This window comes from Sphingomonas qilianensis, from assembly GCF_039614825.1.
Taxonomy (GTDB): domain Bacteria; phylum Pseudomonadota; class Alphaproteobacteria; order Sphingomonadales; family Sphingomonadaceae; genus Sphingomonas; species Sphingomonas qilianensis.
In genome coordinates, this window is record NZ_JBDIMF010000002.1 from 395,073 (window position 1) to 420,563 (window position 25,491).

Annotated in this window: 24 protein-coding genes; 9 read left to right on the plus strand and 15 right to left on the minus strand. The window is 65.6% G+C overall.

Annotated elements, in window-relative coordinates:
- Positions 1-16: 16 nt before the first annotated feature.
- A complete protein-coding gene (locus ABC969_RS08375; RefSeq protein WP_345864315.1) occupies positions 17-907 on the minus strand; it encodes a prephenate dehydratase in 891 nt (296 codons plus the stop codon).
- A gap of 86 nt (positions 908-993) precedes the next feature.
- Here ABC969_RS08375 and ABC969_RS08380 point away from each other — a divergent pair, with 86 nt between their 5' ends.
- The gene (locus tag ABC969_RS08380; protein WP_345864219.1) at positions 994-1,710 is read left to right on the plus strand and encodes a c-type cytochrome; all 717 of its coding nucleotides are present in this window, start codon (positions 994-996) and stop codon (positions 1,708-1,710) included.
- A 39-nt stretch (positions 1,711-1,749) separates the two neighbouring features.
- Here ABC969_RS08380 and ABC969_RS08385 read toward each other — a convergent pair whose 3' ends face one another.
- A complete protein-coding gene (locus tag ABC969_RS08385) occupies positions 1,750-2,643 on the minus strand; it encodes an LOG family protein (protein WP_345864220.1) in 894 nt (297 codons plus the stop codon).
- 183 nt (positions 2,644-2,826) lie between these two features.
- The gene (locus ABC969_RS08390; protein WP_345864316.1) at positions 2,827-3,483 is read right to left on the minus strand and encodes an extensin family protein; all 657 of its coding nucleotides are present in this window, start codon (positions 3,481-3,483) and stop codon (positions 2,827-2,829) included.
- Between the two features lie 138 nt (positions 3,484-3,621).
- Between ABC969_RS08390 and ABC969_RS08395 the strand changes: the two genes are divergently transcribed.
- From ABC969_RS08395 to ABC969_RS08405, 3 genes are all read left to right on the plus strand, one after another.
- Positions 3,622-4,767, plus strand: coding sequence for a phosphoserine transaminase (locus tag ABC969_RS08395; protein WP_345864221.1), 1,146 nt, complete (start codon positions 3,622-3,624; stop codon positions 4,765-4,767).
- Positions 4,768-4,869: 102 nt separating this feature from the next.
- On the plus strand, positions 4,870-6,462 hold the full coding sequence (gene serA / locus ABC969_RS08400; protein WP_345864222.1) for a phosphoglycerate dehydrogenase: 1,593 nt from the start codon (positions 4,870-4,872) through the stop codon (positions 6,460-6,462).
- Positions 6,463-6,670: 208 nt separating this feature from the next.
- Positions 6,671-7,774: an ATP phosphoribosyltransferase regulatory subunit gene (locus ABC969_RS08405; protein ID WP_345864223.1), complete on the plus strand. Its 1,104-nt coding sequence runs from the start codon at positions 6,671-6,673 to the stop codon at positions 7,772-7,774.
- A 138-nt stretch (positions 7,775-7,912) separates the two neighbouring features.
- On the opposite strand, the gene ABC969_RS08410 is transcribed toward ABC969_RS08405, so the two are convergent.
- Positions 7,913-8,503: a TonB family protein gene (locus tag ABC969_RS08410; RefSeq protein WP_345864224.1), complete on the minus strand. Its 591-nt coding sequence runs from the start codon at positions 8,501-8,503 to the stop codon at positions 7,913-7,915.
- A gap of 537 nt (positions 8,504-9,040) precedes the next feature.
- Between ABC969_RS08410 and ABC969_RS08415 the strand changes: the two genes are divergently transcribed.
- Positions 9,041-9,562, plus strand: coding sequence for a DUF1993 domain-containing protein (locus tag ABC969_RS08415; RefSeq protein ID WP_345864225.1), 522 nt, complete (start codon positions 9,041-9,043; stop codon positions 9,560-9,562).
- Positions 9,563-9,684: 122 nt separating this feature from the next.
- Complete coding sequence (locus ABC969_RS08420; RefSeq protein ID WP_345864226.1) at positions 9,685-10,974, plus strand: adenylosuccinate synthase; 1,290 nt, start codon at positions 9,685-9,687, stop codon at positions 10,972-10,974.
- Between the two features lie 55 nt (positions 10,975-11,029).
- On the opposite strand, the gene ABC969_RS08425 is transcribed toward ABC969_RS08420, so the two are convergent.
- The 11 genes from ABC969_RS08425 to ku form a co-directional block, all read right to left on the minus strand.
- Complete coding sequence (locus tag ABC969_RS08425; protein WP_345864227.1) at positions 11,030-11,350, minus strand: hypothetical protein; 321 nt, start codon at positions 11,348-11,350, stop codon at positions 11,030-11,032.
- A 110-nt stretch (positions 11,351-11,460) separates the two neighbouring features.
- Entirely contained in the window at positions 11,461-12,528 is a 1,068-nt protein-coding gene (gene aroC, locus ABC969_RS08430; protein ID WP_345864228.1) for a chorismate synthase, read from the minus strand.
- Positions 12,525-12,779: a DUF2442 domain-containing protein gene (locus ABC969_RS08435; protein WP_345864229.1), complete on the minus strand. Its 255-nt coding sequence runs from the start codon at positions 12,777-12,779 to the stop codon at positions 12,525-12,527. Before ABC969_RS08435 ends, aroC begins: the two co-directional genes overlap by 4 nt.
- Positions 12,763-13,026 carry a DUF4160 domain-containing protein gene (locus ABC969_RS16480; RefSeq protein ID WP_380931657.1) on the minus strand — a complete coding sequence of 88 codons (264 nt, stop codon included), beginning with the start codon at positions 13,024-13,026 and terminating at the stop codon, positions 12,763-12,765. The genes ABC969_RS08435 and ABC969_RS16480 overlap by 17 nt, the downstream gene beginning before the upstream one ends.
- Entirely contained in the window at positions 13,010-13,813 is an 804-nt protein-coding gene (gene fabI / locus ABC969_RS08440) for an enoyl-ACP reductase FabI (RefSeq protein ID WP_345864230.1), read from the minus strand. The genes ABC969_RS16480 and fabI overlap by 17 nt, the downstream gene beginning before the upstream one ends.
- 21 nt (positions 13,814-13,834) lie before the next feature.
- Complete coding sequence (locus tag ABC969_RS08445; protein WP_345864231.1) at positions 13,835-14,788, minus strand: YihY/virulence factor BrkB family protein; 954 nt, start codon at positions 14,786-14,788, stop codon at positions 13,835-13,837.
- Between the two features lie 6 nt (positions 14,789-14,794).
- Positions 14,795-15,703 carry a DnaJ C-terminal domain-containing protein gene (locus tag ABC969_RS08450; RefSeq protein ID WP_345864232.1) on the minus strand — a complete coding sequence of 303 codons (909 nt, stop codon included), beginning with the start codon at positions 15,701-15,703 and terminating at the stop codon, positions 14,795-14,797.
- A 113-nt stretch (positions 15,704-15,816) separates the two neighbouring features.
- Positions 15,817-16,701, minus strand: coding sequence for a transglutaminase family protein (locus ABC969_RS08455; protein ID WP_345864233.1), 885 nt, complete (start codon positions 16,699-16,701; stop codon positions 15,817-15,819).
- Complete coding sequence (locus tag ABC969_RS08460) at positions 16,698-19,181, minus strand: circularly permuted type 2 ATP-grasp protein (protein ID WP_345864234.1); 2,484 nt, start codon at positions 19,179-19,181, stop codon at positions 16,698-16,700. Before ABC969_RS08460 ends, ABC969_RS08455 begins: the two co-directional genes overlap by 4 nt.
- 202 nt (positions 19,182-19,383) lie before the next feature.
- The gene (gene ligD, locus ABC969_RS08465) at positions 19,384-21,903 is read right to left on the minus strand and encodes a DNA ligase D (RefSeq protein ID WP_345864235.1); all 2,520 of its coding nucleotides are present in this window, start codon (positions 21,901-21,903) and stop codon (positions 19,384-19,386) included.
- 110 nt (positions 21,904-22,013) lie between these two features.
- Positions 22,014-22,913, minus strand: coding sequence for a non-homologous end joining protein Ku (ku, locus tag ABC969_RS08470; RefSeq protein ID WP_345864236.1), 900 nt, complete (start codon positions 22,911-22,913; stop codon positions 22,014-22,016).
- 193 nt (positions 22,914-23,106) lie between these two features.
- Between ku and pdxH the strand changes: the two genes are divergently transcribed.
- From pdxH to ABC969_RS08485, 3 genes are read left to right on the plus strand one after another with little or no spacing between them, the layout of a single operon-like run.
- A complete protein-coding gene (gene pdxH / locus ABC969_RS08475; protein ID WP_345864237.1) occupies positions 23,107-23,685 on the plus strand; it encodes a pyridoxamine 5'-phosphate oxidase in 579 nt (192 codons plus the stop codon).
- The gene (locus ABC969_RS08480) at positions 23,682-24,626 is read left to right on the plus strand and encodes a cation diffusion facilitator family transporter (protein ID WP_345864238.1); all 945 of its coding nucleotides are present in this window, start codon (positions 23,682-23,684) and stop codon (positions 24,624-24,626) included. The genes pdxH and ABC969_RS08480 overlap by 4 nt, the downstream gene beginning before the upstream one ends.
- 13 nt (positions 24,627-24,639) lie before the next feature.
- On the plus strand, positions 24,640-25,431 hold the full coding sequence (locus tag ABC969_RS08485; RefSeq protein ID WP_345864239.1) for a PhzF family phenazine biosynthesis protein: 792 nt from the start codon (positions 24,640-24,642) through the stop codon (positions 25,429-25,431).
- Positions 25,432-25,491: the final 60 nt, after the last annotated feature.

Sequence of the window (25,491 nt, forward strand, 5' to 3'; positions counted from 1 at the left end):
CGTTTCAGAACGGTCGTCAGCCGCGCGCGCGGGCCTGGCGATAGGTGCCCAGCACGCGCACCCATTTCGAATGGAAGCCAAGCTCTTCCAGCGCGCGGTCGAGTCCGGCCTCGCCGGGCCGCCCCTCGACATCGGCATAGAATTCGGTCGCCGCAAAGCTGCCGCCGCGCTGGTAGCTTTCCAGCTTGGTCATGTTGACGCCGTTGGTGGCGAAACCGCCCATCGCCTTGTACAGCGCCGCGGGCACGTTCTTCACCTCGAAGATCAGCGTCGTCATCCACGGGCCATCGCCGACCGCGGCGTGGCCGGCGCGCGCCAGCACGACGAAGCGCGTGGTATTGTGATCGGCATCGGCCAGCCCCTCGGCGAGCAGGTTCAGGCCATAGATTTGCGCCGCCCCCGGCGGCGCCAGCGCCGCCACCTTGGGGTCGGCCAGTTCCGCCACCACCGCCGCCGCGCCCGCCGTATCGGGATAGGCGATCGGCGCGATACCGTGTTCGCGCAGCCAATGGCGGCACTGGCCCAGCGCCTGCGGATGGCTCATCGCCTCGCGCACGTCCTGGCGCGTGCCGACCCCCATCAGCGCATGCTTGATGCCGAGGAAATGTTCGCCGGTGATCACCAGCCCCGATTCGGGCAGCAGGAAATGCATGTCGGCGACGCGGCCGTGCAGCGAATTTTCGATCGGGATGATTGCGCAATCGGCACGGCCGTCGCGCACCGCATCGATCGCGTCGGCGAAATCGAAGCACGGCAGCGGCAGGCCATCGGGGAACGCCGCGACGGCCGCGACATGGCTGTTGGCGCCCGGCGCGCCCTGGAAGGCGACGGCGCGCGCGGGGGCGGCAGCGGCGGCCTCGGTCATGCTGGCCACGATCGGGCGCGCGGGGGCGGCAAAATTCTCCATGAAGGCGGAGCGCTTAAGCGCCGCTTGCGGTGCGGGCAACGCGAATCTAAAGGAAGCCCAGTTTTGCGAACAGGTTGGGGCTGAGGATGGATAATCGGACGAACACGATCGCGGGCTGGGTGTTGGCCGGTATGGGCGCGGCGCTGGGGCTATCGATCGTCGGCGGCATGATGTTCCATGAAGGCGTGCCCGAGAAGTTCGGCTATCCGATCGAGGGCGCCGAAGAAACGGGCGGTGACGCGGGCGCGGCCGAAGTGCCGATCGCGACCTTGCTAGCGACCGCCGACGTCGCCAAGGGCGCGGAAGTATTCAAGAAATGCGCCGCTTGCCACACCATCACGCAGGGCGGGGCCAACGGCATCGGCCCGAACCTGTACGCTACGATGGGTGCGGCGATCGCGCAGGGCAAAGCGGGCTATGCTTTTTCGGACGTGCTGAAAGCCAAGGGCGGCAAATGGGATTTCGAGAATATGAGCGCGTGGCTCACGTCCCCGCGTAAATTCGCTCCCGGCACCAAGATGACCTTTGCCGGGATCGGCAATGGCCAGGATCGCGCCAATGTGATCGCCTATCTCAACGCGCAGGGCTCGAACCTGCCGCTGCCCGCCGCGCCTGCCGCCGGTGCAGCGCCCACGCCCGGCCCGCAGCCCGAGGCGGAAGGCCCGGCCGGTGCGCCGGCCAATCCCGGCGGCAAGGCCGATCCGACCACGGATGATCTCGCCAACAAGGCCGCGCCCGCCACCGGCGCGCCCTCGATCGATCCCGCCGCCGCCGTGCGCGGCGCCAAGGAAGACGCGAAGTAAACCTCAAGCCCCCTCCCCGGAAGGGGAGGGGCGGGCGCGTTAGTCGGCGTCCTCCGCCGTCGCTTCGCGGTAAAACGTCTGCACGACGTCCCACGCTTCGTCCGCCGTTTCGACGAAGGTGAACAGCCCGAGATCGCGCGGCGAAATCACGCCTTCCTCGACCAGCGCCTCGAAATTGACCACGCGGTTCCAGAACTCGCGCCCGAACAGCAGCACGGGGATCGGCTTGATCTTGCCGGTCTGGATCAAGGTCAGCAGTTCGAAGAGTTCGTCGAAGGTGCCGAACCCGCCAGGGAAGGCCGCCAGCGCGCGCGCGCGCAGCAGGAAATGCATCTTGCGCAGCGCGAAATAGTGGAACTGCATGCTCAGATGCGGCGTCACATAGGGATTGGGCGCCTGTTCGTGCGGCAGCACGATATTAAGGCCGATCGATTCCTGCCCCGCATCGTCGGCGCCACGATTGGCCGCTTCCATGATCGACGGGCCACCGCCCGAGCAGACGACGAACTGCCGCTTGCCCGCTTCATCGAGCGGGCATTCGCTTGCTTTATAAGCCAGCGCGCGCGCGACATCGTAATATTTCGATTTGGCCACCAGGCTCTCGGCGATGCGGATCGATTGCTCGGTGCGGCCCTCGGCCTGACGCGCAAGCTCCAGCAAAGCCTGCGCCTTGGCCGGCTCGGGAATGCGCGCCGAGCCGTACATCACGAAGGTCGAGGCGATCTTGGCTTCGTCCAGGATCAGCTCGGGCTTGAGCAGTTCGAGCTGGAAGCGGATCGGGCGCAGATCCTCGCGCAGCAGGAAATCCATGTCCTGGAAAGCAAGGCGGAAGCTTGGGCTCTCGGTTTGCGGGGTATGGACACCGGCGCTGGCGGTCTCGGCATCCTGGCGAGCGCGCGGAAACACGCGCGACGGTACATGTGTGTCGGTCATGCGGCTGCGCCTAGGGCAATTCGGGGTGGGTTTGAACCCCTGGGCGTAATGGTAAGCATTGCCACGGGCCGCCACCCGGGACTGGGTCCGGGGTCCACTGCGCCGTTGGCGCTGTTCTCGATCTGCGACGATTGACCAAGCCGCTTGGTGGACCCCGGACCAAGTCCGGGGTGACGAAGGAGGTCAGCGGCAGAACGTCGCCCGATCATCCTCCAGGTGCAAATGATTGTAATGCGCCGCATTGTAATCGGGGCTCAGCACCGTGCCGTAACGCTTGCACGCCGACCCGCGGATCGTTTGCAGAAAGGCGCGCACCTGCGGATCGCTCGATGCCCAATCCTTCTCGATGCTGATGCGCCGCCCGTCGCGCAGGATGAAGGCGGACACGTCCACGGCATTGCCCGAGGCATGGCCCGACAGCTTCGCCGGGCGCCCCGATCGGCCCACCACGTTGCGGCAGGCATAAGTGCCCATCGTCTCGACCCGCACCACATCGCTGCCCAGCATCTGCCGCGCGGCCGGCGCGATGGCGTTGCGCGCCCAGCCGACGAAGGCGCGCGCCACGCCGCAGCGCATGCCGCGGATGCCGCTGACGGGCAGGCCGATGTCGATCAACTGCACCGCGCCGATCAGGCTGCACCCGCCGCCATAATCGCGATCCGGCAACGGTGAAAACCGAATGCCCGCACGCGACAGATCGGCAAAGCAGGCGCGCGTTTCGGCGGGCGTGGGAATGTTGAGCGTCGGCCGGGATCCCGACGGGCGGGGCGGCGGGCGCTTATCGTCGCGCCCGCAGGCGGCAAGGAACAGGGCAAGCAGAAGTATTACGCGTTTCACCAGCACAAGCGTAGCGGCGTAAAGGTGTGCGCGACACGGTTTTGCGGCGAAGCGTGATTGACACACCGGCTGACGTCTCTAGGACCGGCAACGGGCCACGCGGTCCCAACGCCGCGCGTGCTCTCTGTGAGGAGAGACTACATGACTGACGTACCTGCCGCCCCGGCGATCAAACCGGCGCGCCCCTATTTTTCTTCCGGCCCGTGCGCAAAGCCGCCCGGCTGGTCCCCCGAAAAACTCGCGACGGACGTGCTCGGTCGCTCGCATCGCTCCAAGATCGGCAAGACGCGTCTGGCCTATTGCATCGATCTGATGCGCGAACTGCTCAAGCTGCCCGATACGCACCGCATCGGCATCGTGCCCGGTTCGGATACCGGCGCGTTCGAGATGGCGATGTGGACGATGCTGGGCGCGCGCCCCGTCACCACGCTCGCCTGGGAAAGCTTTGGCGAGGGCTGGGTGACCGATGCGGTCAAGCAGCTCAAGATCGATCCCACCGTGATGCGCGCCGATTATGGCCAGCTGCCTGATCTCGGTGCGGTCGATTGGTCGAACGACGTGTTGTTCACCTGGAACGGCACGACCAGCGGCGTGCGCGTCCCCGATGCCGCATGGATCCCCGCCGACCGCGAGGGGCTGAGCTTCGCCGATGCGACCTCGGGCGTGTTCGCCTACGATATCGACTGGGCGAAGATCGATGTCGCCACGTTCAGCTGGCAGAAGGTGCTGGGCGGCGAGGGCGGCCACGGCGTGCTGATCCTCGGCCCCCGCGCGGTCGAGCGGCTGGAAAGCTATACGCCGGCCTGGCCGCTGCCCAAGGTGTTCCGCCTGGTCGCCAAGGGCAAGCTGACCGAGGGCGTGTTCAAGGGCGAGACGATCAATACGCCGTCGATGCTCGCGGTCGAGGATGCCATTGTCGCGCTGGAATGGGCCAAATCGGTCGGCGGCGCGGACGGGCTGATCGCGCGCAGCGACGCCAATGCCGCGGCGCTCGACAAGATCGTGGCGGAGCGGGATTGGCTGGGGCATCTCGCGGCCGATCCGGCGACGCGCTCGAAGACCAGCGTGTGCCTGACGGTCGAGGGCGCGGACGAAGCGGCGATCAAGGCGTTTGCCGGGCTGCTCGAAAAGGCGGACGCGGCGTATGACATCGCCGGCTACCGCGATGCACCGGCGGGCCTGCGCATCTGGTGCGGCGCGACTGTCGAGACCGCCGATATCGAGGCGCTCGGGCCGTGGCTTGATTGGGCCTATGCGACCGTGATGGCCGAGGCCACCACCGCTTAATGTATCGTCATCCCCGCGCAGGCGGGGATCCATGCCCATTGCCGTCAGCGATTATGGATCCCCGCCTGCGCGGGGATGACGGCTCTTTCCAAGGAACTTCCTATGCCAAAAGTCCTTATCAGCGACGCCATGGACCCCAAAGCCGCGCAGATCTTCCGCGAGCGCGGCGTCGAGGTCGACGAGATCACCGGCAAGACCCCCGACGAACTGATCGCCATCATCGGCGACTATGACGGGCTCGCCATCCGCAGCTCGACCAAGGTGACCAAGGCGATCCTCGCCGCGGCGACCAATCTGAAGGTCATCGGCCGCGCCGGGATCGGCGTCGACAATGTCGATATTCCTGCCGCCTCGGCGCAGGGCGTGGTCGTGATGAACACGCCGTTCGGCAATTCGATCACCACCGCCGAACATGCCATCGCCTTGATGTTCGCGCTCGCCCGCCAGCTGCCCGAGGCCGATGCCTCGACCCAGGCCGGCAAGTGGGAAAAGAACCGCTTCATGGGCGTCGAATTGACCAGCAAGACGCTGGGGCTGATCGGCGCGGGCAATATCGGCTCGATCGTCGCTGATCGCGCTTTGGGCCTTAAGATGAAGGTCGTCGCGTTCGATCCGTTCCTGTCGCCGGAGCGCGCGCTGGAACTGGGCATCGAAAAGGTCGAGCTGGACGAACTGCTCGCCCGCGCCGATTTCATCACGCTGCACACGCCGCTGACCGATCAGACGCGCAACATCCTGTCGGCCGAGGCTTTGGCCAAGACCAAGCAGGGCGTGCGCATCATCAATTGCGCGCGCGGCGGGCTGATCGACGAGGCGGCGCTGAAGGCCGGGCTCGATTCGGGCCATATCGGTGGCGCGGCACTCGACGTGTTCGTGCAAGAGCCGGCCAAGGAATCGCCGCTGTTCGGCACGCCCAATTTCGTCTCGACGCCGCATCTCGGCGCCTCGACCAGCGAAGCGCAGGTCAATGTGGCGATCCAGGTCGCCGAGCAGATGGCGGATTATCTGATGTCCGGCGGGGTGACCAACGCGCTCAACGTGCCGTCGCTGTCGGCCGAGGAAGCGCCGCGGCTGAAGCCGTATATGGCGCTGGCCGAGAAATTGGGCTCGCTGGTGGGTCAGCTGACGCATGGCGCGATCGGGCGGATCTCGATCCATTCGGAAGGCGCCGCCGCCGAGCTCAACCAGAAGCCGATGGTGTCTGCCGTGCTGGCCGGGTTCCTGCGCACGCAGACCGACACGGTCAACATGGTCAACGCGCCGCTCTTGGCCAAGGAACGCGGCATCGAGGTGCGCGAAGTGCGCACCGAGCGCGAGGGCGATTACCACACGCTGCTGCGCGTCTCGGTCAAGACCGATGCCGGCGAGCGTTCGGTCGCGGGCACGCTGTTCGGTCCAAGTGATGCAGTGGGGGCCGCGCCGCGGCTGGTCGAACTGTTCGGGATCAAGGTCGAGGCGGATTTGGCGGGGCATATGCTGTATGTCGTCAACGAGGATGCGCCGGGCTTTATCGGGCGATTGGGCTCGCTGCTCGGCGAGCAGGGCGTCAACATCGGCACCTTCCATCTCGGCCGGCGCTCCGCCGGCGGCGAGGCGGTGTTGCTGCTGTCGGTCGACGAGCCGGTGACCGCAGAGCTGCTGGGCAAGGTCCGCGCGCTCGCCGGCGTGCGCACGGCGATGGGGCTGAGCTTCTGAGCTCATCTTTGCTAGGCCTTAGCCAAGCGAAACCCTCCGTCACCCCGGACTTGTTCCGGGGTCTACCATTCCGCATTTCCCGAAGCCGGAGAGCTTGCGGAGCAGTGGACCCCGGAACGAGTCCGGGGTGACGAGGGAGCTGGCGGCACCCTTCAAAGGGCGGGTACAGGCTGGTCGAATGCGCTGCGCTTTGCCATAGGCCCCATATATGACCGCTTTACTCCCCGAAGGTTTCCGAGACCGCCTGCCGCCGTTCGCCGATGCCGCCGCGCGGCTTGAGGCGGCGATCCTGGGCGCGGCGTACGCGCATGGCTATGAGCGCACCGATCCCGCGCTTGCCGAATTCGAATCCGGCCTTGCCGGGCGGCTCAAGGCGGCGCGCGCGCAGGATGCCGTGCGCTTCGTCGATCCGGTCAGCCAGGCGACGCTTGCCATCCGCCCCGATATGACCGCGCAGATCGGCCGCATTGCCGCCACGCGCATGGGGCATCATCCCCGCCCGGTGCGGCTGTCCTATGCCGGCCCGGTGCTGAAATTGCGCGCCTCGCAGCTCAGCCCGGAGCGCGAGCTGCGCCAGATCGGCTGCGAGCTGATCGGGCTTGATACCGTCCCCGCCGCGGTCGAGGTGGTGCGTGTCGCGGTCGAGGCGCTGGAGGCGGCGGGCGTCACCGGCGTGTCGATCGATTTCACCCTGCCCGATCTGGTCGCCACGCTGGCGGCCGGCCCGCTGCCGCTCGACGCCGCGCTGGTGCCGACCGTGCGCGACCGGCTCGATGCCAAGGATGCCGGCGGTGTGGCGGAAATCGCCCCGGCCTATCTGCCGCTGATCGAGGCGGCGGGGCCGTTCGACATGGCGCATGACCGGCTCTGCGCACTGGACGCCAAGGGCGCGCTGACCTCGCGGCTCGATGGGCTGTGGCGCATTGCCGAGAGCGTTCGCGGGCGCGTCGCGCTGACGCTCGATCCGACCGAGCGGCACGGTTTCGAATATCAGACCTGGCTGGGCTTTTCGATCTTCGCCGATGGCGTGCGGGGAGAAATCGGCCGCGGCGGCAGCTACACCATCGTGCACGAAGATGGCGCCGAGGAAGCCGCAGTGGGCTTCTCGCTGTTTGCCGACGCGATCGTCGCCGCCGGGCTGGGCGATATCGAGCGCCGGCGGCTGTTCGTGCCGCTGGGCACGGATCCGGCGCTGGCCGCCGCCAAGCGAGCCGAGGGCTGGGTCACCGTCGCCGCGCTGGAAGCGGGCGATACGCCGGAGGCGCAGCTGTGCACGCATGTGTTGGTCAACGGTAAGGAGCGAGGGATTTAGCGATGCGAGACACGGAGCCCTGTTCGCCTTACCTTGCCCGATCGAGCAGCTGCCGTGCGATGAGCGCCGTCGGCCATGGGGAATTTCCAGCCCGCTGCCAAGTTGAACAAGTTTTTGCAACTTGGTCGAACACTAGAATTACATGCCGGACTCCCATTTTACCTTGAACAATGCCTTCGTGGCGCGGAAGCGTCCCTGATCGTCGACTGCGGCAAGGTACCGGGCGCGGGCCAAGGCTAGTTGGCATATCTTCCTGTCCAACACGGCTGACCCGCTCGATTTTTCTATCGAGCAACTCGTTGGGCGACCCGTATCAGCAACATCTAAAGCAACAACGACGCCCCCTGCTGCATCCATGGTTGATGAGGGCAAGTCAGCAGCCGACACCCAGTCTGTGGGCGAGATTGGCGTGGCGCCACCGGAATAACTATCGACCGGCAAGATCCGCCACCGGGCGATCACGGCCGCTTCACTAGCTACAGGCTTGCCGTGTTTCAGAGTAGGCGCAAACAACCCTCGCTGCGCAATCACGGCGCAACTGGCACGCTTCAGTAAAGCAAGCTTGCCGCCGGGTTCTGCGACGCACCTGTCGATGGTGCCGTCGTCTCGAATATATAGGGTGACCGGGACGTCGCCCTCGATCCCCGCTGCGAGCGCCGCAGCTGGATAATCAGCCCGCAGCATCGAAAAGTAGGGTTTCTCGGCAAGAGCAGGCGTCGAGAATGCCATGGCAAGCGTTATTGAGGCAAGCCGTAAATGAGTTCGACGGATCTTCACCCGTGCTGATCCTTTCGTTTGCTGATCAAGGCGAATGCCACCATTTCATAGTACCTGTGCTTAATTAACTTGCGATTGCTTCAACTTCAACTGCTCACTAGGCCGCCCGAACTTAGGAGTATGAGCGTGAACGAACGCCGTGAAGCCGGCCTACGCCGACGCCTTGCGATCGCGCGGCGCTCGTCACCCAACTGCGCGGGATTGTCGCGTACGTGCTGCAATGGTCAAGCCGGTGTGGCGCGATCTCCATGCGTTGCGCAAGGCGAGCAAGCGCATCCTATTGGACTGCGCGATCGTCGTGGGCGGGGGGCGATCTAGCCCCGCCGGCTGTTCGTGCCCTTCGCCATCGATGTAGCGCTTGCGGCGCGGATGCGCGTGAGGGCTGGATCACCGACGCGGCATTGGAAGCGGGCGCAGCTGTGCACGCATGTGCTCGACGGCGGCGCGGCATATCGACATAATTGGCGCCGAACATTGGGGAGCAGGATGATGCCGTTTTCGCTTTTTGATGCCGTAGTGCCGTCGAACCTGCAGATATTGGCGGCGGTCGATGCCTTGCTCGACAAGGCCGCGGCCTTTTGCGCCGAACGCGGCACGACGGAAGCAGATCTGATCGACACGCGCCTGGCACCCGACATGCTGCCCTTCGGCTACCAGGTAAAGTCCTGCGCGGTGCATTCCGTCGGCGGGATCGAAGGCGTGCAGGCGGGCAGCTTCTCGCCCGACATGGCGCCGTGGCCGACGGATTTTGCCGGTCTGCACCGCGTCGTGCAGACGGCGATCGCCAGCCTCAACGCGCTGGACCGCGATGCCGTGGATGCGCTGGCCGAAGGCGATACGCAGTTTGCGTTCGGGGAAACCAGAATGCCGTTCACCGGGGCGAATTTCCTGCTCTCTTTTTCGCAGCCCAACTTCTATTTTCACGCCAGCACCGCCTATGCGATCCTGCGGGCGCAGGGCGTAAAGCTCGGCAAGCGCGATTTCCTCGGGATGCCGAGGATCAAGCGCTAGCGCCGACCGGGGCGGCAGTCGGATGCCTGGCCCCGTTCCCTTCAGGTCGCTGCAATAAACTGGACCACCCGCGCGCTGCGCATTAGGGCTGCACCGAAAATGTAACAGTGGGTGCGAAGACCTTGGCGAACGTAGCAGTGATCGGCGCCCAATGGGGCGATGAGGGCAAGGGCAAGATCGTCGACTGGCTGGCCGAGCGGGCCGATGTCGTCGTGCGCTTCCAGGGCGGGCATAATGCCGGCCATACGCTCGTCGTCGGCGAGAAGGTCTACAAGCTGTCGCTGCTGCCCTCGGGGATCGTGCGTGGCACGCCGTCGGTGATCGGCAATGGCGTGGTGCTCGATCCCTGGGCGCTCAAGGCCGAGGTCGAGAAACTGGCCGGGCAGGGCGTGTCGATCACGCCCGATACGCTGATGATCGCCGATAATTGCGCGCTGATCCTGCCCTTCCACCGCGATCTCGATTCGCTGCGCGAGGATGCCTCGGGCGCGGGCAAGATCGGCACCACGCGGCGCGGCATCGGCCCGGCCTATGAGGACAAGGTCGGCCGGCGCGCGCTCCGCGTGTGCGATCTGGCGCATCTGGATGCGCTCGATGCACAGCTCGATCGGCTCACCGCGCATCACGATGCGCTGCGCGCTGGCTTTGGCGAGCCGCCGATCGATCGCGCCGCGCTGATCGCCGAATTGCGTGAGATTGCCGGCTTCGTGCTGCAATTTGCCAAGCCGGTATGGCGTGATCTCAATGCGCAGCGCGCGGCGGGCAAGCGCATCCTGTTCGAAGGCGCGCAGGGCGTGCTGCTCGATGTCGATCACGGCACCTATCCGTTCGTCACCTCGTCCAACACGATTTCGGGCACCGCCGCGGGTGGCTCCGGCCTGGGGCCAAGCGCGGTCGGCTTCGTGCTCGGCATCACCAAGGCCTATACCACGCGGGTCGGATCGGGGCCGTTCCCGACCGAGCTCGAGGATGAAACCGGTGAGCGGCTGGGCCAGCGCGGGCATGAATTCGGCACGGTCACCGGGCGCAAGCGCCGCTGCGGCTGGTTCGATGCGGTGCTGGTGCGGCAATCGGCGGCGGTCGGCGGGATCACCGGGATCGCGCTGACCAAGATCGACGTGCTCGATGGCTTCGATGAAATCCGCATCTGCACCGGCTATACGCTGGATGGCGAGACGCTGGATTATTTCCCCGCGCACGCCGCCGATCAGGCCAAGGTCGTGCCGGTGTACGAGACGATGAAGGGCTGGCACGAATCGACCGCCGGCGCGCGCAGCTGGGCCGATCTGCCCGGGCAGGCCATCAAATATATCCGTCGGATCGAGGAATTGATCCGCTGCCCGGTGGCACTGGTATCTACCAGCCCCGAGCGCGAAGACACGATTCTGGTGCGCGATCCCTTCGCCGACTGACAAAAAAAGGGGCCGCGACACGCGTCGCGGCCCCTTTTTTTCAAAACCGGCTGAATCAGCGCGGCTTCTTTTTCTTGCTCTTCGACTGCGTGCCGTCGGTGGTCATCGGCTCCGTCGTCGTCGCGGTATCGACTGTCGTGGTATCGGTCGTCATGGTCGTCGGCGCTGCCGGATCCGCGGTCGTTGTCGTTGCCGTGGTGCCGGTCGTCGTCGAGGTCGTCGTGTCGCCTGGCATCGCCGTGGTCGGCGGCGTCTGGCCTGGGGCAGTCTGGCCCATGGTCTGGCCCGGTGCCGACTGCACCGGTGCGGTGGTCTGAGCGATCGCTGCAGTCGAAAGGCCAAGGGCGGCAACGCCAATCAGGGTCTTGATATGCATAAATATTCTCCTGCCTGTTTAATCAGGTCGGAGCAAGAACGCCTTGATCGGCAGAAAAGACGCTCGGTTTATCTTTGTTAACCAACCGTTCGTCTGCTCGTCGCCGCTTTTCAGCCACATTGTGCCCGGTGCAGCAGCTTTTGATCTGCCAAGACCAGCGCCATCATTGCCTCGACCACCGGCGCACCGCGAATGCCGACGCACGGATCATGGCGGCCCTTGGTCATGATCTCGGTCGCCGCACCTTCGCGGTCGATCGTCTCGACCGGCGTCAGGATCGAGCTGGTCGGCTTGAACGCGACGCGCAGCGTCACCGGCTGGCCGGTGGAAATTCCCCCGGCGATGCCGCCGGCATGGTTGGCGAGGAACTGCGGCCCATCCGCGCCGGGGCGCATGGCATCGGCATTATCCTCACCGCGCAGGCGCGCCGCGGCAAAGCCGTCGCCAATTTCGACCCCCTTCACCGCATTGATGCTCATGCACGCGGCGGCGAGCTCGCTATCGAGCTTGGCGTAGAGCGGCGCGCCCCAGCCGGCGGGAACGCCCACCGCTTCGCAGGCGATGACGGCGCCAAGCGAGGAGCCGCTCTTGCGCGCGGCATCGATCATGCCTTCCCAGCGCTGCGCAGCGGCGGCATCAGGGCAGAAGAACGGATTCAGGTCGATCTGTTCGGGATCGAAATTGGCGAGGTCGATCGCATCCCCGCCGATCGCTTCCACCCAGGCGCGGACCCGCACCTCGGGGATGACCAGCCGCGCCACCGCGCCGGCAGCAACCCGCGCCGCCGTCTCGCGCGCGGAGGAGCGCCCGCCGCCGCGATAATCGCGAAAGCCGTATTTGGCGTCATAGGCGTAATCGGCATGACCGGGGCGATAGGCCTGGGCGACTTCGGAATAGTCGTTCGATCGCTGATCGACATTCTCGATCATGAGGCTGATCGGCGTGCCGGTCGTGCGGCCCTCGAACGTGCCGGAAAGGATGCGGACCTGATCCGGCTCCTGCCGCTGTGTGGTAAAGCGCGACGTGCCCGGGCGGCGCTTGTCCAGCAACGGCTGGATGTCCGCCTCGCTCAACAACAGGCCGGGCGGGCAGCCATCGACCACCGCACCCAATGCGGGTCCATGGCTTTCGCCCCAAGTGGTAAATCGGAAGACGCGACCGAACGTGTTGTAGCTCATGCAGCGACCGAGCGCCGATTACCATGCGCACCGACGCCAGCGAGCATCCCAGAAATCGACAGGTCCTCATCGAGTTCGTCCCAATGTAAACCGGACGGGGACAGTTCGACGGCGTTCAACGCATCGGTTTTCGCGCCAAACAGCCTTGGATACCAAGCCAGCGGCATGCCCAATACGCGCCCGTCCGACAGATCAACCCACATGGTCGATTCATCGAACCGGACGGCGGTGGGGCTAACAAAAGTGTCCATGCCAAGCTTCCTGGATTTCTGTTCGCCGTGCCCTGATAATGAGCACGACGATCGCTAGATCGCGGCTGTTCAGGCCGCGATTGTACGCCAACTCGATTTCGTCACCAACCCAGAACTTGGCGTCGCTGCCATTGCCCTTGACGTGGATGTGAACCGGCTCGCGCGGACTGCCTTCGAAGGAGAAGAAGTGAAAGCGAAAGCCGCGGTCTTTGAAAACAAGCGGCGTCGCATCACACCAGCGCGATATCCGGGGCGTCCTCCGCCTTCATGCCGATTACGTTATAGCCGGCATCCACATGATGCGTCTCGCCCGTCACGCCGCTGGCCAGATCGCTGAGTAGATACAGCCCGGCGCCACCGACATCGTCGATCGTCACGTTACGCTTCAAGGGCGAATTGAGCTCGTTCCATTTCAGGATCAGGCGGAAATCGCCGATCCCGCTCGCCGCCAGCGTCTTGATCGGGCCGGCCGAGATGGCGTTGACACGGATATTGTCGCGGCCGAGATCGACCGCGAGATATTGCACGCTGGTCTCCAGCGCCGCCTTGGCCACGCCCATCACGTTATAATGCGGGATGACCTTTTCCGCGCCGTAATAGCTCAGCGTCAGCAGCGATCCGCCCTCGCTCATCATCGCCGAGGCGCGCTTGGCCACCGCGACGAACGAATAGACCGAGATGTTCATGGTCATCAGGAAATTGTCGAGGCTGGTATCGACATAGCCGCCGCGCAGCTCGTTCTTGTCCGAAAAGCCGATCGCATGGACGACGAAGTCGATCGTCGGCCAGCGGTCGGCCAGCGTGGCGAAGCAGCGATCGAGATCATCCATATCGGCCACGTCGCACGGGATGAGGAAATCCTGCCCGAGCTGCGCGGCCAGCGGTCGCACGCGCTTCTCGAGCGCCTCGCCCTGATAACTGAACGCCAGTTCGGCGCCGTGTTCCGCCAGCTTCTGGGCGATCCCCCAGGCGAGCGACTTATCGTTGGCGAGCCCCATGATCAGCCCGCGCTTACCTTGCATCAATCCGTTCACGCCGTTGCCGCCTTCCGCACTCTAGCCCATCGGGGCATTCGTAGCCGGGCTCTGTACGCTGGGTTCGGGGGGTTCCGCCAGTGCCGCGTTGAGATAGGCACCGAAAACCAACCCAAGCCCGATCAGATAGAAGAACAACAGCATCACCACGACGCCGGCCAGGCTGCCATAAGTCATGCCATAACCGCCAAGCAATTCGAGGACGAACGGCAGCCCCGCCGTCATGCTCACCCACCAGCCTGCCGTAAACAACGCGCCGGGCCATTTCGGGCATTTGCTGGCGCGATATTTGGACGGCGTCACCGAATAAAACAGCATGTAGAGCGCGCCGAACATGACCAGACCGGGAATGATCCGCGACAAGCCGACCCAGCCGGCAATATCCTGCGCGAACGGCAGCAGGCGATAGATGAACTGTTCGGCCGCCACCAGAATGCCCTGAATAACGAACGAGATCAGCGCGAGGATCACCGATGCGACGATCGCCAGGCTGAGCCCCAGCCGCGCGCGCCACATTGGCGAACTGCTGACCGTGCCATACGCCTGGCGGAAAATATCCCGGATCGTCTCGACGAAACTGCCCACCGTCCACAACCCGACCAGCGCGCCAAGCCAGAGCAGCGACCCGGTCCGCGCCTTGAGCACCTCGCTGATCGGCTTGCGCAGCAGATCGCCGACATCGGGCGGCAGGACGTGCAGGAAGGAGCTGACGGCACGCTGCGTCTCCTCGCTCTGCCCAAACAGCGACAGCACGGCGGCGGCGACGATGAAGAATGGAAACACAGTCATCAGCGTCAGATAGGCAAGATTGCCCGCATACATGAAGCCGTTGGTATAGACGCCAATGCCGGCGCGCTTGAACGTCCGCCAGGCATAAGCGAACGGTTTGACCGCCGGCGGTGCGGCATCGGGGTTGCCCCCCGCCTCGCCATGCAGGGCACGATATTCGGGCGAGGCGGGGGAAATACTGGTCACATGCGGTCAGACGCCCAGATTGGCGCGCGGGTTCCGTGGATCGTTCCAGCCACGGACGAATTCGGCCAGCGCCGTGTCCTCGGCTGGCAGATCGACCATGAGCGTTACGAGCTGATCGCCCCGCGTGCCATCCTTGCGGTGAAATCCCCGGCCGCGCAGCCGCAGCGTCTTGCCCGAACTCGAACCGGCAGGCACGGTCAGCTTCACCGCCCCGTCGACCGTCGGCACCGGCACGCCGGCACCGAGCACCGCTTCGGCAAGCGTCACCGGCAGATCGAGCCGCACGTCATCGCCATCGCGCGTGAAGAAGCGGTGCGGCTGCAGATTGATCGTCAGGATGGCGTCGCCATTGCCGCCGGGGCCGGGGTCACCCTTGCCCGATAGCCGCATCTGCGTGCCGCTTTCGAAGCCCGCCGGCAGCTTGATATCGATCGTCTTGCCGTCGGCCAGCGTCACCCGCTGTGCGGCCAGCGTTGCCGCATCCGTGAACGGCACATTCAATTTGTACGCGACATTGCCGCCCTTGGGCTGCGGCCGGCGCCCGAACCCGCCAAAGCCGCCGCCGCCTTGGCGGCCGCCAAACAGCCCCTCGAACAGATCGTTGACATCGGCTGACTGGCCACCCCCGAAATTGCCGCCCTGAAAACCGCCCGGCGCGCCGCCGCCTTGCCCGAAGCCGAATGGCGCGGCCGGATTGCCATCGCCATCGATCTCGCCGCGATCGAAGCGCGCGCGTTTGTCCTTGTCGGTCAGCAGGTCATAGGCCTGCGTCGCCTGACTGAACTTCTCGGTCGCCTTGGGATTGTCCTTGTTGCGATCGGGATGCAGTTCTTTGGCGAGCTTGCGATACGCCTTCTTGATGTCGGCCTCGCTGGCGGTGCGTTCGACGCCGAGCGTTTTGTAGGGATCGGCCACGTGTTTCCTCTGGTCGGTTGATTTGCCTCTATTTGGGGGATCGAACGGGTGAGTGCAAACCCCCGCCCCAATAACGTCATCCCGAACGTGTTTGAGCATGACGTGCGAGAGGATCAGGCCACCAGCACCGGTGCCACGTCCACGCTCACTTCCATCTTCTGCGCGCCCGATCCCAGCACCACGCCGTCGATCGGCGCGATCTCGGCATAATCGCGGCCGATCGCCATGACGATATGATCGCCCGCCATCCAGATGCCGTTGGTGGGATCGACGCCGACCCAGCCGAGCGTATCGCCGCACCACAGCAACACCCAGGCATGAGTCGCATCCGCGCCAACGAGCCGTTCTTCGCCGGGCGGCGGCAAGGTGCGGATGTAGCCCGAGGCATAGGCCGCGGGCAGGCCCGCGGCGCGCAGGCCGGTGATCATGATCTGCGCGAAATCCTGGCACACCCCGCCGCGCTTGACGAATGCGTCGTGCGGCGGCGTATCGACCAGGGTCGCTTCGGTATCGAAGGCAAACTCGCCCTGGATGCGGCGCGCCAGCCCGATCGCCGCATCGAGGCAGCGGCGACCGGGGGCGAGCTCCTCGGCGCACCACTCGGCAATGTCGCGATCGAGCGGGATGAGCGGGGAAGGGAATAGGTAGCCCGCTGGGCCGGCGGCGGAGGGATCGCGGCTGGCGCGCGCCGCGGCGGCGATCTCGCCCAACATGGGGTCGGTCGCGGCGGGCATCGGCACCGGGCGATCGACCAGGATGCGCGACACGCTTTCGATGACCAGATGGCGCACCGGTTCCTCGATCACCAGCCGCGTGACATTGGCGAGCCCGGCTTCCGCGCGCGCCGGCGCGGTGCGGCCGGAGGGCGATACGGTGAGGTGATAATCCTGCAGGCTCTGGCCGGACCAGTGGATCGGCTTCAGCCGCAGGTTGCAGCGCGCGAAATCCACTTTGCGGCCATAATCGAAGCGCGTGATGTGGCGGATGTCGTAGATCATGCCAGCGTCATTCCCGCCGCGCGCAGCGGCTCGGCCCCCTGCAGGAAATAGCGCCGCGCCACGGCGTTGGACAGCGCGAACAGGCGGCGCTCGATATCGCCCAGGATCGCCGCATCCAGGCCGGCCGCGGTCGCGGTCGAGACGATCGCCACCAATCCGGCGGCATGCGCCTGTTGCGGCTCGTCCATGCCGTCATCCCCCAGCACCGGCAGCGCCTTCATATGCGCGCAGATCGCGTCGATCTGGAACGCCAGCGCGCGGGGATTGCCGGGATCGAGCGCGACGAGATCGACCACGGGCACGCGCGCGATGCCGGTCAGATAGCGCTGGCGATAGCTGATCTGGCTGTCGGCGAGATCGAGCAAGGTCGAGAGATCGTCCGCGCTCGCGCCGGGCAGGCCGAGCGACCACACCGCGCGCGTTACCACCAGGGCGCGCTCGATGCGGCGGCCGAGATCATGAAAGCGCCACGCCGCGGTGCGCCCCATATGTTCCGCGGCCAGCCCAGACAATGCGGCATAGCGGCGCTGCAGCGATCCCGCGCGATCGAGCATCCCGCCGCGCGTCGGCATCGGCGCGTCGAGCAGGCGGATCACATCGGCGGACAGCCGATCGCGCGACCCTTGGCCGATGCCGCGCGCCATGCCGTTGAGCCAGCGCACGCTGTTCCATTGCGCGTCCGCCTCCAGCGCGGTGCGCGCAACCTGCATCAGATCGCTGCGACGGAGCGATGCAGGGTGCGGCGCGGCCCCGGCATTGGTCACCAGGGCGACCAATTTGGCCACTGTACCCGAAGACAGTGCCGCGCCTGCATCGGCGTCGATCGAATTGCCCAGCATCACGCGGATCACGCCGAGCAGCGCCTCGCCGCGTTCGAGATAACGGCCCAGCCAGAAGAAATTATCCGCCACGCGGCTCGGCAGCGTGCCGGGATTGCGGCGGATATGCACCGAGTCGGTCGCGGGGAGCAGCGACACCTGCTCCACCGCTTCCGCACCGTGGATCACCACATCGGCCGACCAGCTGCCTTCGCCCATCACATTGGCGCGTGGATCGCTATCGTCGCCGATCCGCGCGAAGCCGCCGGGCAGGATCGTCCAGCTGCCATCGCTGCCGCGCGCGGCGAATACCCGCAGCGTGAAGGGGCGCGCCACTAAACGGTCCTCGGCCACCACCGGCATGGTGGATAGCCGCACGATTTCCTGCCCGACATAATCTTCGGGCCGCCGCGTCATGTCGGCGAGCAGCTGATCGCGCGCGGCGCCGGCAATGTCGCAGCCGTGCAGCGGGACGCCGCCGGGCAGGCCGAGCGGTGCTACGCCGAACGCCGGGCCGATCAGCATGGCATCCAGATCCTCGCGCACGGCCCCATGCGCGGCATCCTGCCCGCACCACCAGGTGGCGATATTGGGCAGCAACAGATCCTGCCCCGTCAGCCGCATGGCGAGCCCGGGCAGGAACGCGCCGAATGCCGCGGATTCGAGCACGCCGGCGCCCGGCGCGTTGGCGATCACCACTTCGCCCGCCGCCATCGCGTCGATCAAGCCGGGCACGCCGATGCGCGAGTGCGAATCGAACGCGAGGGGATCGAGCATCCGCGGGTCGGTACGGCGCCACAATGCATCGATGCGCTTGAGCCCACCGATCGTGCGCACATACAGCCGGTCTTCGAGCACGGCGAGATCGTCGCCCTCGACCAGCAAGAGGCCCAGATAGCGCGCGAGATGCGCCTGCTCGGCATAGCTCGCGCTGTAGCGGCCCGGGGTGAGCAGCCCGATGCGCGGTTCGACCCGGCGGCAGGCGGCGGCCAGGCCATCGCGGAATGCCGCGAAGAACGGCGCGTGCCGCGCCACATTGAGCCGCGATTGCAGCCCGCCCATCGTGCGCGATACCGCCAGCCGGTTTTCCAGCGCATAGCCCGCGCCCGTCGGCCCACGCAGATGATCGCCCAGCACGCGCCATTCGCCCGTCGGCCCGCGCCCGAGATCGACCGCGATGAAGTTCAGATGATGCCCGCCCGGCGGCAGCAGCCCGACCATCGGACGCAGGAAATAGGGCGATCCGCCGACCAGGGCGGCGGGGATCAATCCGGCGGTGACGAGGCTGGCATCGGTATAGAGATCGGCGAGGATCGTCTCCAGCAGATCGGCGCGCTGCTGCACGCCCGCGGCGATACCGGCCCATTCCGCCGCGCCGATCAGCAGCGGCACGGGCGAGACCGGCCAGGGCCGCTCGTCGCTTTCGCCGATGATGCGAAAACCGGTGCCGATATCCTCGGCATGGCGCTGCACGCGTTCGCGCGCATGGCTGAGATCGTCGCCCGCCACCGCGGCAAGCTCCTCGAACATCGCGCTCCAGGCGGGGTCGCCGGGGTTGGCGCAAAGCACGTCGCCCTGCAGCGCCTGTTGGCAGTAATCCGTGATCCAGCGCTGCGCATGGATGCCGGCATCGAGCAGCGACGGGGCGGGTAGGCTGGCCACAACAGGTTCCCAGAAATATTGCGCGGACCCGACCACAAACCCCGCGCGGGCGCAACATGCGAGTGTCGTTCCACGCTTGCCCTTTTCGTCACCCCGGACTCGTTCCGGGGTCCACCGGGCCGCACGCGTAGGATGAGTAACGAAGCGTCTCGCAAGCCGCTGGGTGGACCCCGAACAAGTCCGGGGTGACAATGGAAGGCTATCAAATATCCGGCAGCACCTGCGCGGCGAAACCCCAGCCGGCCAGCTCGCGAGAGTCGGCGCGCTCGATCAGCTCGGCGGCATCGCGCACGCCCCAGCGATGCGCGTTGTCGATCTCGCGTAGCTCGCTCCACGATACCGGCGCCGCGACCGGCGCGCCGCTGCGCGCGCGTGCCGAAAAGGGCAACACCGCCGTGCTGCCGCGCTGGTTGCGCAGATAATCGATGAAGATGCGCCCCTTGCGCTTGGCCTTGGACATGTTGGCGACGAACCGCTCGGGCTCCGCCGCTTCCATCGCGCGCGCGAAGCGATCGGCGAAATCCTTCACTGCCGGCCATTTCGCCTCGGGCTGCAGCGGCACCACGACATGCACGCCCTTGCCGCCCGACAGCATCGCGAAGCTCACCAGCCCCATTTCTGCCAGATGCTCCTTCAGATCCTCGGCGGCTTTCTTCACCACCGCGAAATCAAGCTCCTCGTCGGGATCGAGATCGAACACCATCCGATCGGGCTGTTCCAGCGTCGCCACCGAGGAGCCCCAGCCGTGAAACTCGATCGTGCCCATCTGCACGCACATCACCAGTCCGTCGGCATCCTGGACATACAGATAATCCGCGGTCGATCCGTCCTTCTCCAGGATCGGCACCTGGTGGACATGGTCACCGAACACGCCGGCATCGTGCTTCTGGAAGAAGCAGCGCTTGCCGCGCCCTTGCGGGCAGCGCACCAGGCTGATCGGGCGATTGGCCGCCCAGGGCAGCATGATGCCCGAGACGGCGGCATAATAATCCGCCAGCTCGCCCTTGCTGACATCCGAATCCGGAAAGATCAGCCGCTCGCGGCTGCTGACCTTCACATGGATCTCGGGTGTATCGGGTGCGGCCACGGCCGGCGTCTCGGCCACCACCTCACTCGCGGCCTTGTCCTCGCGTAGCCCGATAAAGCTGGAATGCCGGAGGACGCCGTCAGGCGTCACCTCGGCATAGGCCACTTCGGCGACCAGTTGCGGCGTCACCCAATGCGCGCCCCGCACCGCCGCCTTGGGCGCCTCCACCGTCGGCGTCTTGCGCTCGATCTTCTTCATCCGATCGAGCAGCTCCATCATCAGCTCGCCGCTAAAGCCGGTGCCGACCTTGCCGGCATAACGATAGCCATCGGGCGTGTTGACGCCGAGCAGCAGCGCCTTGAAGCCGCGCGATTTATCCGACGGCGTCCAGCCGACGATGACGAATTCCTGACGCTGGATGCACTTGATCTTGAGCCAGTTCTTGGTGCGGGCGCCGCGATACGGCGCGTCGGCGCGCTTGGAGACGACGCCTTCATAACCTTCGCGGCACATATTCTCGAACAACTGCTCGCCCGATCCCGTGATATGCTCGGAATATTGCAGCCGCGCATCGGCGCCATCGATCAGCGGGCGGAGCCTTTCCTTGCGTTGGATATTGGGCAGCGACGTGGTGTCCTCGCCATTCAGTTCGAGCAGATCGAACGCGAACAGCGTCATGTCGCCGCCCGCGGAAATGGCGTCCTTCAGTGTCGAGAAATCCGGTTTGCCGTTCTTGAACGCGACGATCTCGCCATCGATCAGCGCCGATTTCACGGGCAGCTTGGCGGCGGCATCGGCGATCGCCTGAAACTTGTCGGTCCAGTCGAGCCCCGATCGCGTAAACACCTTGGCCTTGCCCTTGGCGATGGCGATCAGCGCGCGATAGCCGTCATATTTCACCTCGTGCAGCCATTGGCTGCCGGTCGGGACGGTATCGACCAATGTGCAGAGCTGCAGTTCGCGAAATCCTCCCCCGCTTTGCGGGGGAGGGGGACCGTTCGCGTCCTTCATGCGAATGGTGGAGGGGTTCTTGCCATGTACGCTGCGCTTGCTGCCTAGCCCTCCACCAGCTTCGCTGGTCCCCCTCCCCTGCGTCGCAGGGGAGGATTTAGCAGGTTTGCCCTCGGCGATCTCCACCATCGTCCGGCCCGTGGCCACGCTGGTCAGCCCGGTTTCCACCAGCGCATCCGTGCCGCCCGCCTCGGCATCGTCGATCTTGCGCAGCAGCCAATTCTCGTTCTTCTCCTTGCCGCGCGGTTTTAGGCGGATCAGCAGCCATTCGCCCTTCATCCGCTCGCCATCGAGCACGAAGTGCAGATGGCCCTTCTCCAGATCCTTGGCGCTCTTGCCCTTGATCGGGGACCAGGTGCCGCGATCCCACAGCATCACCGTGCCGCCGCCATATTCGCCCTTGGGGATGGTCCCCTCGAACGTGGCGTAGGACAAAGGATGATCCTCGGTCCGCACCGCCAGCCGCTTCTGCCCGGGGTCGCTGCTCGGGCCCCGCGTCACGGCCCAGCTTTTCAGCACGCCATCGATCTCCAGCCGGAAATCCCAGTGCAGCCGCGTGGCATCGTGCTTCTGCACCATGAAGCTGTTGCCATGCCCCGGATCGAGCGTGCCGGCGGGCTCCGCGGTCTTCGCGAAATCGCGCTTGGCATTGTACAGCGCGAGCGGATCGGCCGCCTCAGCCACGCGCGCGCGCCTCAGCCGTCATCCCAGCGAATGCTGGGATCTCACGGGGGAGTGTCCCGCGCCCGCCGCTTGAGACCCCAGCGTTCGCTGGGGTGACGGGCAGGGCAGGGCTACGCACGCTTTTTCGCCGGCGCGCGTTTGGTGGCCGGCTTCTCCGCCGCTGGCTTTTCTGCGGCAGGCTTCTTGGCCGCCGCCTTGGCCGGAGTCTTTGCCGCGCCGCCCGCTTGGCCCATGGATTTCTTCAGCGCCGCCATCAGATCGACCACGTTAGAGGCCTTGCCCGGCTTCTCGTCGCTGTCATCCTCGATGATCTTGCGGCCCTTGGCCTGCTTCTTGTGCTCGACCAATTCCTTCAGCGCATCGACATAGCGATCGTGAAACCCGGCGGGATCGAATTTGGCGGTCTTCTTGGCGATCAGCGCTTCGGCCAGATCCATCAGGTCGGCATCCGGCTTGTCATCGGCGATATCGCGGAAATAGCCCTGCGCCTTGTGCACCTCATCGGCATAACGCAGCGTCTCCAGCACCATGCCGCGCCCGCAGGGCTTGAGCGATACGATATATTCGCGCCCGCGCATCGCCAACTGGCCCAGGCCCACCTTGCGCGTACTCCGCAATGCCTCGCGCAGTACGATGAACGCTTCCTCCGCCAGATCGTCCGCCGGCACGACGAAATAGGGCTTTTCGTAATAGAGCACGTCGATCTCGTCGGCATCGACGAACTGCGTCAGCTCCAGCGTCTTCTTCGATTCAAGCTTCACCGCGTCGATCTCGTCCTGCTCGAGCAGCACGAATTCGCCTTTTTCGTATTCAAAGCCCTTCATGATCTCATCGGTGTCGACCGGCCCCACGCCGGTGACGACCTTCTCGTAATGGATCGGCTTGCCGGTCGGCTCGTGGATCTGCTTGAAGCTCACCGCCGCGCCCGATTTGGTCGCGGAATAGATTTCCACCGGAATCGACACGAGCGCGAGCCGGATCTGTCCTTGCCAATAGGCGCGTGCGGCCATGTTCGTGTCCCAATTTCAAGAGCGTTACGTAGCCGATTCAATTCCCCAGAAACGAGTCCGTTCCCACCCGTCACCCGGGACTTGTTCCGGGGTCCACGAAGGCCCTTGTGACACGTCGGCGACGCTTGCGGGCCGGTGGACCCCGGAACAAGTCCGGGGTGACGAAAAGAGGGGTACGCGTTAAAGCAGCGTCATGACCACCGATCCCTTCGTTCTGTTCGACGCCTGGTACGTCGAGGCGCGTGCCAGCGAGCTCAACGATTCCAACGCGATGGCGCTCGCCAGCGTTGCCGCCGATGGTCGCCCGTCGTCGCGCATGGTGCTGCTGAAAGGGCACGGGCCCGAGGGCTTCGTGTTCTACACCAATCGCGAAAGCCGCAAGGCGGGTGAGATTGCCGCCAATCCCAACGTCGCGCTGCTGTTCCACTGGAAATCGCTGCGCCGCCAGATCCGCATCGAAGGCGCGCTGGCGCACGTGAGCGATGGCGAATCCGATGCCTATTTCGCCAGCCGCAGCCGCGATTCGCAGCTCGGCGCGTGGGCCTCGGATCAGTCGCGTCCGCTGGCCGATCGCGCCACGTTCGAGGCGCGCTTCGCGGATATCGAAACGCGCTTCGCCGGCGGCGATGTCCCGCGCCCGCCGCATTGGGGTGGCTACCGCGTAACGCCGGCCACGATCGAATTCTGGCAGGATCGCGCGCATCGCCTGCATGAGCGCCGCGTCTTCACGCGCGATGGCGCCGGCTGGCGCGAGGGAATGCTCTACCCATGACGGAGGAACAACGCCGCGCCATCCCCTTCGCCGTGCGCGCTGCGCTCGCCAGCGTGGGCATGGCGTGCTTCCTGCTGCTGCTGAAGGGTTTCGCCGCTTGGCACACGGGCTCCGTCGCCATGCTCGGTTCGCTCGCCGATACCGGGCTCGATCTGCTCGCCAGCCTTGTCACGCTATATGGCGTGAAGCTCGCCGCCGAGCCCGCGGATCACGATCACCGCTTCGGCCACGGCAAGGCCGAATCGCTCGCCGCCTTGTTCCAGGTGGCGCTGATCACCGCATCGGCCGCCGGCATCGCCTGGCGCGCGATCCTGGCCTTTGGCGATACGGCGCCAACGCAGGACGCCGATTTCGGCATCGGCGTATCGCTCATCGCGATCCTGGCGACCGTCATTCTGCTGGCCTATCAGCGCCGCATCATCCGCCAGACCGGCTCGGTCGCGATCATGGCGGATAATGTGCATTACCAGTCGGACGTTCTGCTCAACGGCTCGGTGATCGTCGCGCTGGTGCTTGATCAATATCTCGGGCTGCGTGGCGCCGATCCGGTGATGGGCATCATCATCGCCTTGTGGCTCGCCTGGGGCGCGTTCCAGGCCTCGTCCAACGCGATCGATCAGCTGATGGACAAGGAATGGCCCGAGGAAGAGCGCGCGAACTTTATCGAGGTCGCCGCGCGGCAGCCGGGTATCAAGGGCATCCATGATTTCCGCACGCGGCGCTCGGGCAGCCACGAATTCGCGCAATTCCATATGGAAGTGGCGCGTGATCTGACGGTGTTTGCCGCGCACGATATCGTCGAGGGCGTGGAGCGCGCGCTGCGCAAGGCCTATCCCAAGGTCGAGGTGCTGATCCATCTCGATCCCGAAGGCCATGTCGATACGGATAACCCGCTGATCGAAGCGGACGTCACGCCGCATTGGTTCGCCAAGCGCCTGTAGAAAGGTTTCGCAGATGAGAATTCCCTTCGTCCAAGTGGATGCCTTCGCCAGCGCGCCGTTCACCGGCAATCCGGCGGCGGTGATGCCGCTTGGTGCATGGCTTGCCGATGATGTGCTGCAGGCCATCGCCAGCGAGAATAATCTCAGCGAAACCGCCTTTCTGGTCGCTGATGACAGCGGCGTCGCGGATTTCGAATTGCGCTGGTTCACGCCTGGCGACGAGGTTGCGTTGTGCGGCCATGCGACGCTTGCCAGCGGACATTTCGTGCTTTCCGGGGATCCGGAACGCGACAGCGTCAGTTTTCGGACGCGCCAGGCCGGCGTGCTGAGCGTGACGCGCGATGGCGGCGGCTATCATTTGGCGCTGCCCGCCTGGGCCCCGGTGGCCAAGGACATGCCCGGCATCGTCGCCGCGCTCGGCGTCGATCCGGTCGCCACGCTATGGTACGACAAGGGCTATGCCCTGATCATCGTTGCCGATGAAGCCGCAGTGCGCGGGCTCGATCCCGATTTGCGCGCGCTCGCGGCGGAAGGCCCGATCGTCGCGGTGGTGGCGGCGCCGGGCGATGCTACGGATATCGCCAGCCGCGTGTTCACCCCGGCCTATGCCATCGATGAGGATCCCGTCACCGGATCGGCGCATGCAGTGATGGTGCCCTATTGGGCCGAGCGGCTGGGGCGCGACAGCTTTACCGCGTTTCAGGCCAGCGCGCGCGGCGGGCATCTCACCTGCCGGCTGGAGGGTGATCGGGTCATCCTCGGCGGGCACTGCGTCACGACGATCGAGGGCACGTTCTTCTTGTGAACGGAGCAAAGTTGATCGCGGACGGTTGAGTCGGCCTACCGCCTTGCCCTAAGGCATGGG

Coding starts and splice junctions, on each gene's coding strand:
- ABC969_RS08485 (WP_345864239.1), top strand. CDS start 24,640: ATGAGAATTCCCTTCGTCCAAGTGGATGCCTTCGCCAGCGCGCCGTTC.
- ABC969_RS08415 (WP_345864225.1), top strand. CDS start 9,041: ATGCCGTTTTCGCTTTTTGATGCCGTAGTGCCGTCGAACCTGCAGATA.
- ABC969_RS08455 (WP_345864233.1), bottom strand. CDS start 16,701: ATGATCTACGACATCCGCCACATCACGCGCTTCGATTATGGCCGCAAA.
- ABC969_RS08435 (WP_345864229.1), bottom strand. CDS start 12,779: ATGGACACTTTTGTTAGCCCCACCGCCGTCCGGTTCGATGAATCGACC.
- pdxH (WP_345864237.1), top strand. CDS start 23,107: ATGACCACCGATCCCTTCGTTCTGTTCGACGCCTGGTACGTCGAGGCG.
- ABC969_RS08375 (WP_345864315.1), bottom strand. CDS start 907: ATGGAGAATTTTGCCGCCCCCGCGCGCCCGATCGTGGCCAGCATGACC.
- ABC969_RS08385 (WP_345864220.1), bottom strand. CDS start 2,643: ATGACCGACACACATGTACCGTCGCGCGTGTTTCCGCGCGCTCGCCAG.
- ABC969_RS08410 (WP_345864224.1), bottom strand. CDS start 8,503: ATGGCATTCTCGACGCCTGCTCTTGCCGAGAAACCCTACTTTTCGATG.
- ABC969_RS08395 (WP_345864221.1), top strand. CDS start 3,622: ATGACTGACGTACCTGCCGCCCCGGCGATCAAACCGGCGCGCCCCTAT.
- ABC969_RS08480 (WP_345864238.1), top strand. CDS start 23,682: ATGACGGAGGAACAACGCCGCGCCATCCCCTTCGCCGTGCGCGCTGCG.
- aroC (WP_345864228.1), bottom strand. CDS start 12,528: ATGAGCTACAACACGTTCGGTCGCGTCTTCCGATTTACCACTTGGGGC.
- ABC969_RS08380 (WP_345864219.1), top strand. CDS start 994: ATGGATAATCGGACGAACACGATCGCGGGCTGGGTGTTGGCCGGTATG.
- serA (WP_345864222.1), top strand. CDS start 4,870: ATGCCAAAAGTCCTTATCAGCGACGCCATGGACCCCAAAGCCGCGCAG.
- ku (WP_345864236.1), bottom strand. CDS start 22,913: ATGGCCGCACGCGCCTATTGGCAAGGACAGATCCGGCTCGCGCTCGTG.
- ABC969_RS08405 (WP_345864223.1), top strand. CDS start 6,671: ATGACCGCTTTACTCCCCGAAGGTTTCCGAGACCGCCTGCCGCCGTTC.
- ABC969_RS08425 (WP_345864227.1), bottom strand. CDS start 11,350: ATGCATATCAAGACCCTGATTGGCGTTGCCGCCCTTGGCCTTTCGACT.